The sequence below is a fragment of the Streptomyces sp. AC602_WCS936 genome (assembly GCF_019049125.1).
GTDB lineage: Bacteria > Actinomycetota > Actinomycetes > Streptomycetales > Streptomycetaceae > Streptomyces.
This window is the reverse complement of record NZ_JAGMUF010000066.1, coordinates 225520-240332: the sequence shown is the minus strand read 5'-3', so window position 1 is coordinate 240332 and position 14813 is coordinate 225520. Positions and strand designations below refer to the sequence as shown.

Below are 14813 nucleotides of genomic sequence, written 5' to 3'. Positions count from 1 at the left end.
TCAAGCCCGGGTGACACGAACCGGTACCGGACGTCCAACGCGGGTGGACGCCCGCCGTGGGGCGCCCTACCGCTCCAGGACCGACTCCGGTCCCATCACGACGACCGGCTCCTTGCCCGGGTCCAGGGCGGTGAGCAGCGCGCGCATGTGCTCCTCGCTCAGGGACACGCAGGCGTTGGTCGGCCCTTCGTGGTCCACGTGGATCCAGACGCCGCCGCCCTTGTCCTCACCCAGCGGGCGGGTCTTGTCCAGCGGGGTGGTGCCGGGCACCCGGTTGTAGTCGATGGCGATCACGTAGTCGAACGAACCCTCCAGCGGCTCTCCGAGATGCCCCGTGCCCGACACCGCGAACTCCGGGTCCTGGTCGTAGGGGAGCCGGGTCCCCGGGTCGGGCAGCCTGCCCCCGGCGTCGCTCAGCCGGAACACGCCGACGGGCGTGTGCAGGTCGCCCGCCTCGTGGTCGTCGGTCCAGCCGCGCAGTCCGTTGTGCGCGGGCCAGGGGCCGGCGACGGCACGCCAGCCCTGTGCGGGGTACCGCTCGTACAGGACCGCCTGGGCCCGGTTCGAACTCTCCGTCGCACCGGTGACGACCAGCGCCTGCCGGGAGGCGTCGGGGAGCCGGGCGCGCATGGCCGGCCCCACGCCGGGCAGGGGCCGGGGGAAGGCGCGCGGGGGACCGGCCTGCGGGGACGCGGACGTGCCGGGCGGCTGCGAGTTGCGGGACGAGGCCTTTGACGGCTGCTGGGCGCACCCGGTCCCCAGCACGCCGGTGCACATGACGGCGCCGATCACCAGGGCCAGCGCTCTTCTGACGGTCATATCGATCTCCGACTCCGTTGGTGGGCTACTCATTGCTTCTCCACTAACGGAACCGGGTTGTGCGGCCGCCTCGCCGTCTCCCCCGTATGGCCGAGGAGCCGACCGCGCGCCCGCCCGCCGAAAGCCCCGGCGGCACCGGTTTGTCGTGCCGCCACCGCCGGTCGGAACGCAACATCGTTCCCGCTCGGACCCCTTACTCACTGGTGGGGCTCGGACATGCCGTGTAGCGTCAGCAGCAGATGTCGTGGTTCGCCCAGACCGCCCGCGCCGGAGTGCGGGCGGTTTGCTGTGCAATGCCGGAGGACCAGGACGACCACCTCCGGGTTCGCACGGTGCGGATCCGATATCGGCTGAAAGGCAAAGGCATGGCCAGCGGAACCGTCAAGTGGTTCAACTCCGAAAAGGGCTTCGGCTTCATCGCGCAGGACGGCGGGGGCCCCGACGTCTTCGCGCACTACTCCAACATCAACGCCCAGGGCTACCGCGAGCTGCAGGAAGGCCAGGCCGTCACCTTCGACATCACCCAGGGCCAGAAGGGCCCGCAGGCGGAGAACATCACCCCCGCCTGACCCGGGAGACCGCCGAAACGAACACGGCGCCCGGGAGCCGCTCGGCTCCCGGGCGCCGTGCCGTCGTCGTACGGCCGTCACAGCACCGTCAGGCAAGCCGCCGCAGGAAGGCGAGCAGCGCGGCGGTGAGTTCGGCGGGCGCGTCCTCCTGCACGAGGTGGCCCGCGCCGGCGATCGGCTCCAGGCGGGCGCCGGGGACGGCCGCCGCGAGCTCGCGTCCCTTCGCGACCGGGATCCAGGCGTCGTCCTCGCCCCAGCAGACCAGCGTCGGTACCCCGATGGTGGAGTACCGGTCCTGTATCTCGTCGGTGTGCCGCTGGTCGGCCTGGGCGATCTGCCGGTAGAAGGCCGGCTGGCCCGACTCGCCGAGCCACGGCCGCACCAACCGCTCCAGTACCGCCGGGTGCAGGCCCGGACCGCTGGCGGAACCCACGTACTCGCCGACCAGAGCCCGGTGGAGCGACGGCGGCAGCGCCTCGAAGACGTCGGCGTGGTCGCGGACCAGCTGGAAGAACGGCGACCCCCAGGGAGCCAGCGCGACCGGATCGACCAGGGCCAGAGCCCGGTAGCGGACGCCGTGCAGCAGATGGGCGCGCAACGCGACCGCACCGCCGAAGTCGTGGGCGACCACGACGGGCTCCGCCAGCCCCCAGTGGTCCAGCAGTTCGGTGAAGACCCGGCCCTGGGCGGCCAGGGACACGTCCTGGCCGGGGAACTTCTCCGACATCCCGTAGCCCGGCATGTCCCAGACGAACACCTGGTGGTCGCGCGCCAGCGAACGGGCCACCGCGCGCCAGACGTAGGACGAGAAGGGTGTGCCGTGCAGCAGGACCAGCGGCTGCCGGCCCGCCTCACCCAGCCGGTTCCAGCGGACGGCACCCGTACTGCCGGCGAACGTCTCGGGCAGTGGCCATGTGGACATGTGCTTGCCTCAGGGCTTGCGGGCCAGGCCGCCGTGCTCGCCGATGGGCTCCGGCGCGGGGGCGGTGACGTCCGGACGCCACAGGGGGACGGAGACGACTCCGGGCTCCACCAGCTCCAGCCCGTCGAAGTACGCCGTGATCTCGTCCACGGTGCGCAGGTTGTACGGAACCGCGCCGCTCTCGTTGTACGCGTCCTGGGCCTGTTCGAACCCCGGATCGATTCCCCGGGAGCCGTCGTTGACGGAGAGGTAGCTGCCCGAGGGCAGTGCGTCCATCAACCGGGTGACGATGGAACGCGCCTGGTCGTAGTCGGCGACGTGCCCCAGGATGTTGCTGAGGATGAGAGCGACCGGTCGTTCGAAGTCCAGCGTCCTGGCGGCGTCCCGCAAGACGCTGTCCGGGTCGAGCACGTCGGAGTCGATGTACGCGGTCGCCCCCTCGGGGGTGGAGTAGAGCAGCGCGCGGGCGTGCGCGAGGACCATCGGGTCGTTGTCCACGTAGACGATCCGGGACTCGGGGGCGATGCGCTGGGCGACCTCGTGGGTGTTGTCGGCGGTCGGCAGGCCGGTCCCGATGTCGAGGAACTGACGGACACCCGCCTCGGCGACCAGGTACGTGATGTTGCGGCGCAGGAAGGCGCGGCTGCTGCGGGCGATGGTGACGATGCCGGGGAAGACGGCGGTGTAAGCGTCGCCGGCCTCCTCGTCGACCGGGTAGTTGTCCTTCCCGCCCAGCCAGTAGTTCCAGATCCGGGCCGAGTGCGGCACCGAGGTGTCGATCTTCTGGTGCGCTGCGGGGCCGGGGGTCGTCACGGGATCGCTCATGGGTACGGTCCGTCTTTCAGCCGAGGCATGGGTGCTTCGTCACAACCTACGCCGCAACTGCCCTCCCTCGCACACCGGTTCGCCTGCTCAGACGCGCGCGGCGCCCGTCACGGACATCACCAGCGAGTACAGGGAGGTGGTGGCCGTGATGAACAGGCGGTTGTTCCTGGGACCGCCGAAGGCGATGTTGGACACCGGCTCGGGCACCCGCAGCCGTCCGATGAGGGTGCCGTCGGGGTCGTAGCAGTGGACACCGTCGGCGAGTGCGGCGGCCCACAGGCGGCCCTCGTCGTCGAAGCGGATGTTGTCGAAGTGCACGTCGCCGCGGGCCTCGGCGAAGACCTTGCCGTCCGACAGCGTGCCGTCCTCCTGGACGTCGAACACGTGGATCCGGGCGGCCCTGGAGTCCGAGACGTACAGCCGCTTCTCGTCCGGGGAGAGGATCACGCCGTTGGGGCCGTCGAAGCCGTCGGCGGCGAGCCGCACCCGACCCGACACCGGGTCGATCCGGTAGACGTTGCACGCGCCGATCTCGGACTCGGCGCGATGCCCCTCGTAGTCGCTCACGATGCCGAAGTCCGGGTCGGAGAACCAGACCGTGCCGTCCGAGCGCACGACGGAGTCGTTCGGGCTGTTGAGCCGCTTGCCGTCGTAGCGGTCGGCGAGGACGGTCACGGTCCCGTCGGCCTCGGTGCGGGTGACCCTGCGGTTACCCTGCTCACAGGTGACCAGGCGGCCCCGCCGGTCCAGGGTGTTGCCGTTGCTGTGGCCGGCCGGGGAGCGGAAGACGCCGACCGTGCCGGTGGCCTCGTCCCAGCGCAGGATGCGGTCGTTGGGGATGTCGCTCCACACGAGCTGCCGCCAGGCCGGCACGTACAGCGGGCCCTCGGCCCAGCGGCAGCCGTCGTGCAGGACCTCCAGCCTGCTGTCGCCGCTCGCGCAGCGCCCGGTGCGGAAGCGGTCGTCCAGGATCTCGTACAGGCCGTCGGCGGACATGGTGTCCTCTCAGCAGGATGATCGGGATGGGGCTCAACGTATCCCCGGCAGCACGGCGATGCCCAGGGGCCGTTCGCCGACCGGCAGCCGCGTCACCCGGCCCGTGGCGGTGTCGACCACGCTCAGACCGTTCCAGTAGCCGTCACGGGTGAAGCCGCCGGAAACGTAGGCCGTGCGGCCGTCCGCCGAGGGGACGACACTCTCGTGCGGGCCGTCCAGCGGGATCACCCGCTCGTCGCCGCCGGGTGTCCGCACGGTCAGGGACGGGCCGTCGTCCTCGGACGGATCGATCGGGCCGGTCCCCACGACGTACAGCGTTCCGTCGGCACCGACCGCCACGCCGTGCTGGTGCGTGTTGGCCGTCATGTCCTCGATGCGCACCCGCCCGGTGCGCGGATCGACCACGGCGAGGCGCTCGCCCTCGAAGGGCAGCAGCAGGGCTCCGTCCGAGGGGCGTACGGCGGTGTAGTGCGGCTTGAGCCACGAACCGAGGCCGCCCTCGGTGCCGTACGGGGCGACCTCGACGCGGCGGGTCGTCCAGGCGCCGGTGTCGACGACCGTGACGTCGAAGGAGTCGTGGTTGGTGGCGTAGACGTGGCGCCCGTCGCGCGAGACGTCGACGTCGAAGGGCCGGCGCCCCACCGGCACGGTCCGCGTCACCTTCCGCCGCTCGGCGTCGATGACCTCCAGGGTGCCGTTGCCTCCGGGCACGTTGACGCCGACGTAGACCCGGCTGCCGTCCGGGGACAGGGCGATGCCCATGCCGCCGCCCCGGTACTCGCCGGTCGTCACGGGACCGACCTCGGTCGTGTAGGGGATCAGGGCGGTGCGCTCGCGCGTACGGGTGTCCACGACAGCCACGCCCTGTGCCGTCGCGACCCATGCCGTGCCGTCGTCGTCGACGGCGAGACCGTAGGGAGCCGTCCCCACCCGCACCGACCCCAGGTCGGCCGCCGCGCCCCGCCGGCCGGGGTCGACGAAGGTGACGGTGTCGGCGCCGAAGTCCGTCACCAGCAGGGTGCCTTCGTGCGGGGTGGCCGTGTCCGTGCCGGGGGCCGGAGGGCGGGAGGGTGTCGTGGCAGCGGGCGGCACGGACCCCGGCCCACCGGCCTCCGTGCCGCCGTCGGACGTGCATCCGGCCAGCGTCGCGGTCACGGCGGCCAGCACGGCGAGGCGCGAGGCGAGAGAGCGCCGGTTCACCGCTGTCCGCCCTTGCGGTGGGCGCTGGTGCCGTCCGACTCGGCGCGCCGCAGCAGGTCCGCGATCGCGCGGAAGCCCCTGCGCTCGGCATGGCCCCGGGCCGTGACGCCGTCGCCGTCCGGCAGTGACGGGTCGGCGTCCGCCGCCAGCAGTGCCTCCACCACCTCCTGGTGCGGACGGCCGCCGTCACCGAGGACGACCGCCTCCAGGAGCGCGGTCCAGCCGAGCCGGTTGACGTGGTCCACATCGGTCGCGGTCTCGGCGAGCACGGCCCGCACGTAGGCCACGTGACCGCGTTCGCTCGCCGGGATCACCGACACTCCGCCGAAGCGGTTGGTCAGCGTCACGTCCGGGCCACCGGGCAGCAGGGCCCGCATCATCGCGACGCTGCCCGTGACCCCGGTGACCAGCCACGCGCTGTCCTCGCGGGCGTCCTGCGCGTTGACGTCGGCGCCCTGGGCGACCAGCAGCTCCGCGACCGGCACCCGGTCGGCCAGGGCGGCCCGCAGCAGTGCCGTACGGCCCTCCTCGTCGCCTGCTTCCACGTCGGCGCCCGCCTGGAGGGCCGCCCGGACGGCATCGGTGTCCCCGCGATGCGCGGCGGCCAGCAGGGCGAGGTCGGCGGGAGTGGCTGATGAGGTCGTCATGGGGCGGGAACTCCGGAGTGTCGGGTGCTGTTCGCTCCAGCCTCCACCCCACGGGCGGCGGAGCCGGTCGGCACACCGGCTCCTTCCGGTTCGCGGGACGGATGACGGGCATGTCATCCGATCGGCTGACCCCGCCGGGACGCCGTGTGCTGGTCAGCCGACCGGGAAGGGGAGCCGCGCGGCCGTCCGGCCCAGTGCGGCCCGCTCCGCCCCGGTCGGTGCCCGCCGTCCGGTGCCGACCAGGAGTGCGTCCCGGTCACCGAACGACGGCGGGAACACCGCCCCGGCGATCCCCTCCAGCATCTCCCGCGACCGCGCGAGCCCCTCGGCGGGCGGCCCCGGCACGTCCGGCAGCTGCGCGACCAGGTCGAGGTGGTGCAGCGTCCACTCCAGGACGTACGCGCCGAGGTAGTCGCCCGCGGTGAGCACCTGGTCGCGCGTACCGACCCGGGCCGCGCGGTCCGCGAGGGCGGCGGCCCGGCCGGCGGCGGAACCGACGTCCTCCAGATGGAACTTGAGGAGCCACGGCTCCTGGTACGCGGCGGCCAGGCGGACGATCAGCGCGTCGAGCGGATCCTCGCCGGTCGGGGCGGCGACGACGCCCCAGTACGTCACCGCGTCCTGGGTCGGTTCCGCGGTGGCGGGGGTGGCCAGGGTGATCAGGACGTCCTGGGCGTCGACGACCAGGTGACACACCAGGTCCCGGACCAGCCAGCCGGCGCAGCCGGACGGCCGCGCGAAGTCCTCGTCACGCAGCCCGGCGACCGCGGCCCGCAGCGCCGACCAGGAGTTGGAGAAGAGATCCACGGCCGCAAGCTAGCAGCAAGCGGCCGTGCGCCGGGGACGGTTCACTGACCGGCCCGGAGAGCAGGGGCACGGACCGGCCCGGAGAACAAGCAGGGGGACGGACCCGGGCCACGGAGCCGGGCCACGGAGCCGGGCCACGGAGCCGGGCCACGGAGCCGGGCCACGGAGCCGGGCCACGGCCCCGGGCCACGAACCCGGGCCACGGCCCCGGGCCACGAACCCGGGCCACGAACCCGGGCCACGAACCCGGGCCCGAGGGCGGGGCCACGACCTCCAGCCGCGTATCCGTGCCACGGGGCCGGCCCAGTAACCCGCGCCGGCGCCCGCCCGTGCGTCGGCCCTCAGGTGTCCGCCGGCGCCGGTTGCTCCGGCGGGTCGACGAGCTGCTCGCGGACGTAGTTCCACACCACCGCGATCAGCGCGGCGACCGGTACGGCGAGCAGGCTGCCCACGATCCCGGCCAGACTGCCGCCCAGCGTCACCGCCAGCAGGATCACCGCGGCGTGCAGTCCGAGGCCGCGGCTCTGGATGATGGGCTGGAACACGTTGCCCTCCAGCTGCTGCACCACGACGATGATCGCCAGCACGATCAGCGCGTCGGTGAGGCCGTTCGACACCAGGGCGATGAGGACGGCCACGAAGCCGGCGAACAGCGCGCCCACGATGGGCACGAACGCGGATACGAACGTCAGCACCGCGAGCGGCAGCACCAGGGGCACGTCCAGGATCCACAGCCCGAGGCCGATGAAGACCGCGTCGAGCAGGCCCACGAGCGCCTGCGAGCGGACGAAGGAGCCCAGGGTCTCCCAGCTGCGCAGGGCGACGGCCGGGACGTCCGTGGCGAGGCGGCCGGGCAGCTGGCGGCCGAGCCACGGCAGGAAGCGCGGCCCGTCCTTGAGGAAGAAGAACATCAGGAAGACGCCCAGGACGGCGGTGATGAGACCGTCGACCACCGTGCCCACTCCGGTGGCCACCGCGGTCACCACGCTGTCGACGCTGTCCTGGATGCGGGCCATCGCCGTGTCGAGCGCCCCGGTGATCTGGGCGTCGTCGATGTTCAGCGGCGGACCCGCGGCCCACTCGCGCAGTTGCTCGATGCCCTCGACCACGCCCTTGGTCAACTCGTCGGTCTGGGAGGACATCGGCACCGCGATCAGCGCCACGACACCCGTCACGACCAGCAGGAACGCCACCGTCACCACGGCGGCGGCGAGCGCCGGAGGCCAGCCGTGCCGCCGCAGGAAGCGGGCCGCGGGCCAGGTCAGCGTGGTCAGGAGCAGACCGACTATCAGCGGCCACACGACCGGCCACATGCGGCCGAGGAGCCACAGGGCCACCGCGAGCATGGCGAGTATCAGCAGCAACTCGGCAGAGACACGCGCGGTGGTGCGCATCGCGGCGCGCGTCCTCGCGGAACTCAATCTGGGAGACATGGGGATCACCTTATGGTGACGCCCATCGCGCTCCCCGAGTGGTCCTCAGGCCGGGTTCACTCGACCTTGACCCAGTCGAGCGTGCGCTGGACCGCCATCTTCCAGCCGGCGTACCCCTGCGCGCGCCGGTCCTCGGACCACTGGGGCTCCCAGCGCCTCGACTCGTGCCAGTGGGTGCGCAGTTCGTCGGTGTCCCGCCAGAATCCCGTGGCCAGTCCCGCCGCGTAGGCCGCGCCGAGCGCGGTGGTCTCCGCGACCACGGGTCGGCTGACGGGAACGCCGAGGACGTCGGCCTGGATCTGCATGCACAGGTCGTTGGCCGTGACACCGCCGTCGACCTTGAGCACGTCGAGGTGGACGCCGGAGTCCTGTTCCATGGCCTCGACGACGTCACGGCTCTGGTAGCAGATGGCCTCCAGCGTCGCCCGTGCCAGATGCGCGTTGTCGTTGTAGCGGGCGAGGCCGACGATCGCGCCGCGGGCGTCGGAACGCCAGTACGGCGCGAACAGGCCGGAGAACGCGGGCACGAAGTACATGCCGCCGTTGTCCTCGACACCGCGCGCGAGTTCCTCGCTCTCGGCGGCCGTCTTGATGATCTTCATCTGGTCGCGCAGCCACTGCACGGCGGACCCGGTCACCGCGATGGAGCCCTCCAGCGCGTACACCACCGGGCTGTCGCCGAACTGGTAGGCCACGGTGGTGAGCAGCCCGCTGCGCGAACGGACCAGTTCCGTGCCGGTGTTGAGTACCAGGAAGTTGCCGGTGCCGTACGTGTTCTTGGCCTCGCCGGGTGCGAAGCAGACCTGTCCGACGGTGGCCGCCTGCTGGTCGCCCAGCACCCCGCCGATGGGGACGGCGGCGCGCAGCGGCCGGGAGGTGCGGGTCGCGCCGTAGGCCTCCGGGTGGGAGGAGGGGTTGATGGTGGGCAGCATCGCGCGGGGGATGCCGAAGAAGCCCAGCAGTTCGTCGTCCCAGTCGAGCGTCTCCAGGTCCATGAGCATGGTGCGGCTCGCGTTGGTCACGTCGGTGGCGTGGATGCCGCCGTCGGGGCCGCCGGTCAGGTTCCACAGCACCCAGGTGTCCGTGTTGCCGAACACGGCGTGGCCCGCCTGAGCCGCCTCCCGGACGCCGTCCACGTTCTCGAGGATCCACTGGATCTTGCCGGCCGAGAAGTAGGTCGCCGGCGGCAGTCCCGCCTTGCGCCGGATGACGTCGCCCCGGCCCGACCGCTCCAGGTTCGCCGCGATGGTGTCGGTGCGGGTGTCCTGCCAGACGATGGCGTTGTAGTACGGGCGGCCGGTGCGCGGGTCCCAGACCACCGTGGTCTCGCGCTGGTTGGTGATGCCGATGGCCGCGAGGTCGGTCCCCGACAGACCACCGTGGCGCAGGGCGTTCTGCATCACCGAGTTGGTCCGCTCCCAGATCTCCACGGGGTCGTGCTCCACCCAGCCCGAGCGGGGGAGGATCTGTTCGTGCTCCAGCTGGTGCTTCGCCACATCGTTGCCGCCGTGGTCGAAGATCATGAATCGGGTGCTGGTGGTGCCCTGGTCCACCGCGCCGATGAAGTCCGCCATGATGTGCCGCCTCTCCGGCCGGTGTGTCAGTCCTCCGGCGCCGGTACGCGCCCTGTCGGCTCGGGCTCAGCGGCCGGCAGGAACCGGCCGATGAACACCTTGTACAACCCCGCGCCGAGCACGCCGCCGATCAGCGGCGCGATGATCGGCACCCAGAAGTAGAGATTCCCGTACTGGTCCCGCCACGCCCCGCCGTATCCGGTCAGGAAGCTGGCCAGCCGGGGGCCGAAGTCGCGGGCCGGGTTGATGGCGTAGCCCGCGTTGGTGCCGAAGGCCATGCCGATGGCGACCACCACCAGGCCGATGACGAAGGGTGCCAGGTTGGCGCCCGGCGGTGTGTTGAGCATGTCCGTGATGGCCATGATCAGCAACAGCAGGATGGCGGTGCCGATGACCTGGTCGCGGAAGGCGCCCCACTCGTGGACCGGCAGCGCGGTGTTCCCGTTCGCGGGGAGCGTGGAGAACACCGTCTGCGTCTTGATGGTGTGTCCGGGATCGGCCTTCGCCAGCGCCTCGGTGTAGTTCCAGCGGACGAGGAGCGCGGCCACGAAGGCGCCGGCCGTCTGCGCCAGCGCGTAGGGAGCCACCTTCCGCCACGGGAAGTCCTTGAACACCGCGAGGGCGAGCGTCACCGCGGGATTGATGTGGGCGCCGCTCAGCCGCGCGGCCACGTAGACGCCCAGCGTGACGCCGAGGCCCCACGCCCACGAGATGCTGTCGTGGTCCCCGAGGCCGCCCTCCGGATCGGTGAGGGCGCCGCCCGCGGCCACCTGGGCCACGACACCGCAGCCGAAGAGGATGAGGATCATCGTGCCGGCGAACTCGGCCGACAGTTCACCGAGCAGACCGGACTTCTTGAGCCGTGCAGCCATGGAAGCTCACCTTCCGCCGGCTGGACCGGCGTCGACCGACCGCGTCTCTCAGTCGACACATTAAGGTGATGTGCGACAAGCCGCACATAGAGTGCGGCTTGATGGGTGCGGGTGGAGCCTCAGGGGCCGATGGGCATCCGGCGCTTGTGGTCCGTCGCCCGGTAGCGGGTGACGATCTTCTCGAAGGCGTCCTCCTTGACCGGCTTGCCCTCCAGGAAGTCGTCGATGTCGTCGTAGGTGACGCCGAGGGCGTCCTCGTCGGCCTTGCCGGGGGCGAGGGACTCCAGGTCGGCCGTCGGAACCTTCCCCACCAGCTCGGCGGGCGCACCCAGCGCCTCGGCGACGGCACGCACCCGGCGCTTGGTGAGGCCGGTCAGCGGGACCAGGTCGGCGGCGCCGTCGCCGAACTTGGTGAAGAAGCCGGAGACGGCCTCGGCGGCGTGGTCGGTGCCCACGACCAGCCCGTTGTGCGCACCGGCCACGGCGTACTGGGCGATCATGCGCTGCCTGGCCTTGACGTTGCCGTGCACGAAGTCCTGGTGGTGGGCGTCGCGGAAGGCCACGTCGGCGTCGAGCAGCGCGTCGAGCATGGCGTCGCTCGCGGGCTTGATGTCGACGGTCAGTACGTGGTCGGCCTTGATGAAGGAGAGCGCGCGCTGGGCGTCGTGCTCGTCGGCCTGGACGCCGTGCGGCAGCCGCATCGCGTAGAAGCTCGCCTCGTGCCCCTCGGCACGGGCCCGCTCCACCGCGAGCTGGCACAGCCGCCCCGCGGTGGTCGAGTCGACACCGCCGCTGATGCCGAGGACCAGGCAGCGCAGGCCGGTGGAGGTCAGCCGCTCGGCCAGGAAGGCCACCCGGCGCTCGATCTCCCGCTCGGCGTCGAAGGTCTCGGCGACCTCCAGCTCCCGGGCGATCTCCAGTTGCAGGGCGATGGACGCCGGCTCGCTCAATTCCGCTCCTTGTTCGATGTGCGGGGACTCCTCACTCAGCGTACCCAGTGGTCCCCGGCCGATACGGGCCGAGTGGCGGGTGGCACACGACGTGCGGGGCGGCCGCCGACGGCCACCCCGCACACCTCTCCGCTCCGGCCGGGATCAGCTCAGCGGCTGAATCCGGATGTCACGGAAGCGGACCTTGTTGCCGTGGTCCTGCAGCCGGATCGCCCCGGCCGCCGGTGTCTCGGCCCGGCCGCCCGCGGTCGGACCGTCGAGGACCACGTCGTCGTGGACCCTCTTCCCGTTCCACACCACGGTCACCCGCGCGTCGGCGGTCTTGCGGCCGCTGTCGTCGTAGCGGGCCGCGCGGAAGACGATGTCGTACGTCTGCCACGTCCCGGGCGCGGTCGCCGCGTTGGTGTCGGGTGCCTTCTTCAGGTAGAGCGCCCCGGCCTCGTTGTTCGCGAGGGTGGTGTCCTGGTAGGAGTCGAGGATCTGGAGTTCGTAGCGGTCCTGGAGGTAGATGCCGCTGTTGCCGCGGTCCTGGCCGGTCACGTCCGGCGGCAGCTGCGGTACGCGGAACTCCACGTGCAGCTTGAAGTCCTGGTACGCGTCCTTGGTGCGGATGTCGCCGCAGCACACCTCCATCGACCGCTCCTCGGCCAGCGGCCAGGCCACGACCCTGCCGTCCGTGTGCTGCCACTGGTCCTGCGAGGCGGCCGTGCCGTCGAACAGGTCTACGGGCGCGCCCCGCCGGTGCACGGTGATCAGGTCGAGGTTGACATGACCGGTGTCACCGGGGTCGTACCGGTAGGAGACGGTGTTGTGCCCGGCCCGCAGGCGCAGGCGTTCGGTCCGCGTGGACCAGGTGTCCCAGTCCCCGGTGGAGGCCAGTTCCGTCTGCCGCACCTTCTTCCCGTTGGCGTACAGGGACAGGGACTTGGTGCCCTCGAAGGGGTTCGGGCCGTTGGAGTAGCGCAGCCCCACGTCGTAGGTGCCCGTCCTCGGGACCGTCACGTCGAAGGTCGTGGCGGCCTCGCCCTCGGTGGCGTAGCGGTCGACGAATCCGCTGCCGGAGTAGCCGACGTGGTCGGTGTCGATGCCGGCCTCGCCGGTGAGCCGCGCCTCCTCGGCCTCGTAGAGGGTGGCGGGCGGCGGCTGCTTGCCGGGCATCTCGTTGAGCGTGTACCAGGCCTCCGTGCTCCACAGCGTCTCACCGGACGCCGAGGTGAAGGGCCGCGGCGAGCGCACGTGCACCACGCGGTCCGGCTTGAGCCCGTCCAGCCGCAGCCGGACGGTCCGGCCGTCCTTCGAGAGCGTCGCCGAGTGTACGGACAGCTCCTCCTCGGCGATTTTCGGGCCGCCGTAGTCGGCGGTCGGGGTGTAGTGCCACTGCTGGACGTCGTAACGGTCGGCCAGCTTTGCGGCGGTCTCGTCGGACACCGGCTGGGTGTATGTCAGGTCGAAGCCGCCGGGCACGGCCCGCATCTTCTGGATGTCGAAGGTGTTGCCGCCGTTGGGCGTCAGCTTCTGCAGGCCGAACTTCAGCTTGCCCGCCTGGCCCCAGTTGCCGTCCGCGCCCAGGCCGCCCGCGTAGATGGCTCCGTCCGGTCCCATGGTGATGCGGTTGACGCCGGCCTCCAGGCCCTGGGTGTAGCGGAAGACGGCGCCCTGGTACTGGCCCTTCACCTTCTCCAGGTAGGCGCGCTGCAGACCGCCGTAGGTGACGTCGCCGATCAGCATCTGGCCGGCGAACACCCCCTTCTTCAGGTACAGCGGGGTGGAGGGCGAGTTGCCGATCTCGTTCTGTGGCAGCCACAGCACCGGCTCGGTGACGGGCGAGTCCTCGAAGGGGCCCGCAGGCTTGGTGTAGTGGTTGAAGAAGCGGTCCTGCTTGATCTGGACGAGCTTCGAGGCGGGCAGCCATCCGCCCTGGTTGTCGGTGACGAAGAGACCGCCGCCGGGACCCCAGCCGATGCCGTTGGGCGTGCGCAGTCCGCCCGCGATCGGACTGATCTTCCCCGTCTTCTTGCTGATCTTGTACGTGGTTCCGCGGTTCGGGGCGGGCTGCGGGTCGGTGGTCGCGCCGCCGAGGTCGATGGCGACGGAGAGGTTCACGTAGAAGTAGCCGTCGCGGTAGAGCAGGCCGAACGCGAACTCGTGGAAGTTGCCGCCGTACGGCCAGGTGGCGACCGTGCGGTACTCGTCGGTCACGTCGTCGTCGTTCTCGTCCACCAGCCGGGTCAGCTCGTGCTTCTGGGAGACGTAGAGCGAACCGTCGACGTACTTGATACCCATGGGTTCGCGCAGCCCGTCGGCCACCTTCTTCACGGTGACCTTGTCCCGGCTGGTCGCGCCGGTGACGTTGTCGAGCAGGTACACCTCACCGGCAACGTTGTCGGTGCCGCCCCAGGTGCTGATCGCGAGGCGTCCGTCGGGGAGCCAGTCCATGCCGGTGACCTGGGGTTCGAACCCTTCGGGGCGCAGGTCGGTGAGGGTGAGGTCGGGGCGCACCGAGGTCAGCGGCAGCCCGTCGCCGGGGGTGTCGGTGCCGGCCTCGCACTCCTTGCGCCCGGGCGCCGTCACGCGGACGACACCGGCGTCGGTGGTCAGCGCCTCGTTGGGTACGACGGTGAACTCGGTCTCGCCCGGGGGGCGCCAGGAGAGCGTGAGCTGCTGCCCGCCGCCGCGGTCGAAGTGCTCGATGCGCAGCGGGTGCGATCCGGCGGTGAGGTCGAGCGCGCCGTCCTTCGGCTCGGCTCCGTGCAGTCCGTCGTGGTCGATCACCGTGGTGCCGTCGAGGGTCAGCCGTGAGCCGTCGTCGCTGGTGAGCCGGAAGGCGTAGGTGCCGTCGCGCGGCGCGACCAGGTAACCGGTGGCCTCCGAGACGAAGTTGTCGGCGATGCCCCCGAAGTCGGCGGTGGTCGACCAGTCGACCGTCGGCATCAGTTTGTCGTGGTTGGGGGTCTGGCCGGGCTTGAGGACGCAGATCTTGCTCAGGGGCGTCTGCACGTCGAAGACGCGCAGGGTGACTCCGGGTTCCTGCGGCGGGATGTCCGCGCGGTCCGCGGCGGACACGGGGGCGGCGAGGAAGCCGCCGGCCGAGACGGCCGACGCCAGCAGGAGGATGAGGTGTCTTCGGGCACGCGGGAACAGGCGTGGGCGCATTGGTCCTCCGGGACGTGGGGACCGGACCGTGCCGGATGTCGCTCCG

Annotated in this window: 13 protein-coding genes; 1 reads left to right on the top strand and 12 read right to left on the bottom strand. The window is 71.5% G+C overall.

Going from position 1 to position 14813, the window contains the following annotated elements:
- Positions 1 to 66: 66 nt before the first annotated feature.
- Positions 67 to 819 (bottom strand): L,D-transpeptidase family protein, encoded by a 753-nt coding sequence (locus KUM03_RS22860; protein ID WP_217251149.1) that lies wholly within the window; start codon positions 817 to 819, stop codon positions 67 to 69.
- Positions 820 to 1184: 365 nt separating this feature from the next.
- Between KUM03_RS22860 and KUM03_RS22855 the strand changes: the two genes are divergently transcribed.
- On the top strand, positions 1185 to 1388 hold the full coding sequence (locus tag KUM03_RS22855) for a cold-shock protein (RefSeq protein ID WP_003978336.1): 204 nt from the start codon (positions 1185 to 1187) through the stop codon (positions 1386 to 1388).
- Between the two features lie 88 nt (positions 1389 to 1476).
- On the opposite strand, the gene KUM03_RS22850 is transcribed toward KUM03_RS22855, so the two are convergent.
- The 11 genes from KUM03_RS22850 to KUM03_RS22800 all read right to left on the bottom strand — a co-directional run bounded on the left by KUM03_RS22850 (position 1477) and on the right by KUM03_RS22800 (position 14767).
- Entirely contained in the window at positions 1477 to 2310 is an 834-nt protein-coding gene (locus KUM03_RS22850; protein ID WP_217251148.1) for an alpha/beta fold hydrolase, read from the bottom strand.
- A gap of 9 nt (positions 2311 to 2319) precedes the next feature.
- Positions 2320 to 3135, bottom strand: a complete 816-nt coding sequence (locus tag KUM03_RS22845; RefSeq protein ID WP_217251147.1) for an SAM-dependent methyltransferase — start codon at positions 3133 to 3135, stop codon at positions 2320 to 2322.
- An 87-nt stretch (positions 3136 to 3222) separates the two neighbouring features.
- Positions 3223 to 4131: an SMP-30/gluconolactonase/LRE family protein gene (locus tag KUM03_RS22840; protein ID WP_217251146.1), complete on the bottom strand. Its 909-nt coding sequence runs from the start codon at positions 4129 to 4131 to the stop codon at positions 3223 to 3225.
- A gap of 33 nt (positions 4132 to 4164) precedes the next feature.
- Positions 4165 to 5331 carry a YncE family protein gene (locus KUM03_RS22835; RefSeq protein WP_217251145.1) on the bottom strand — a complete coding sequence of 389 codons (1167 nt, stop codon included), beginning with the start codon at positions 5329 to 5331 and terminating at the stop codon, positions 4165 to 4167.
- Entirely contained in the window at positions 5328 to 5978 is a 651-nt protein-coding gene (locus tag KUM03_RS22830; RefSeq protein WP_217251144.1) for an ankyrin repeat domain-containing protein, read from the bottom strand. Before KUM03_RS22830 ends, KUM03_RS22835 begins: the two co-directional genes overlap by 4 nt.
- 153 nt (positions 5979 to 6131) lie before the next feature.
- Entirely contained in the window at positions 6132 to 6785 is a 654-nt protein-coding gene (locus KUM03_RS22825) for a maleylpyruvate isomerase N-terminal domain-containing protein (protein WP_217251143.1), read from the bottom strand.
- Between the two features lie 341 nt (positions 6786 to 7126).
- Entirely contained in the window at positions 7127 to 8218 is a 1092-nt protein-coding gene (locus KUM03_RS22820; protein ID WP_217251142.1) for an AI-2E family transporter, read from the bottom strand.
- Between the two features lie 56 nt (positions 8219 to 8274).
- Complete coding sequence (gene glpK, locus KUM03_RS22815) at positions 8275 to 9792, bottom strand: glycerol kinase GlpK (RefSeq protein ID WP_217251141.1); 1518 nt, start codon at positions 9790 to 9792, stop codon at positions 8275 to 8277.
- Positions 9793 to 9818: 26 nt separating this feature from the next.
- Complete coding sequence (locus KUM03_RS22810) at positions 9819 to 10664, bottom strand: MIP/aquaporin family protein (protein WP_217251140.1); 846 nt, start codon at positions 10662 to 10664, stop codon at positions 9819 to 9821.
- A 119-nt stretch (positions 10665 to 10783) separates the two neighbouring features.
- On the bottom strand, positions 10784 to 11614 hold the full coding sequence (gene nadE, locus KUM03_RS22805) for an ammonia-dependent NAD(+) synthetase (RefSeq protein ID WP_254399719.1): 831 nt from the start codon (positions 11612 to 11614) through the stop codon (positions 10784 to 10786).
- Positions 11615 to 11758: 144 nt separating this feature from the next.
- Complete coding sequence (locus KUM03_RS22800; protein WP_217251139.1) at positions 11759 to 14767, bottom strand: family 16 glycoside hydrolase; 3009 nt, start codon at positions 14765 to 14767, stop codon at positions 11759 to 11761.
- Positions 14768 to 14813 lie beyond the last annotated feature (46 nt).

Excerpts from the sequence above, each read along its gene's own strand:
- KUM03_RS22860 (WP_217251149.1), bottom strand. The coding sequence starts at position 819 with ATGACCGTCAGAAGAGCGCTGGCCCTGGTGATCGGCGCCGTCATGTGC.
- KUM03_RS22855 (WP_003978336.1), top strand. The coding sequence starts at position 1,185 with ATGGCCAGCGGAACCGTCAAGTGGTTCAACTCCGAAAAGGGCTTCGGC.
- KUM03_RS22850 (WP_217251148.1), bottom strand. The coding sequence starts at position 2,310 with ATGTCCACATGGCCACTGCCCGAGACGTTCGCCGGCAGTACGGGTGCC.
- KUM03_RS22845 (WP_217251147.1), bottom strand. The coding sequence starts at position 3,135 with ATGAGCGATCCCGTGACGACCCCCGGCCCCGCAGCGCACCAGAAGATC.
- KUM03_RS22840 (WP_217251146.1), bottom strand. The coding sequence starts at position 4,131 with ATGTCCGCCGACGGCCTGTACGAGATCCTGGACGACCGCTTCCGCACC.
- KUM03_RS22830 (WP_217251144.1), bottom strand. The coding sequence starts at position 5,978 with ATGACGACCTCATCAGCCACTCCCGCCGACCTCGCCCTGCTGGCCGCC.
- KUM03_RS22820 (WP_217251142.1), bottom strand. The coding sequence starts at position 8,218 with ATGTCTCCCAGATTGAGTTCCGCGAGGACGCGCGCCGCGATGCGCACC.
- glpK (WP_217251141.1), bottom strand. The coding sequence starts at position 9,792 with ATGGCGGACTTCATCGGCGCGGTGGACCAGGGCACCACCAGCACCCGA.
- KUM03_RS22810 (WP_217251140.1), bottom strand. The coding sequence starts at position 10,664 with ATGGCTGCACGGCTCAAGAAGTCCGGTCTGCTCGGTGAACTGTCGGCC.
- KUM03_RS22800 (WP_217251139.1), bottom strand. The coding sequence starts at position 14,767 with ATGCGCCCACGCCTGTTCCCGCGTGCCCGAAGACACCTCATCCTCCTG.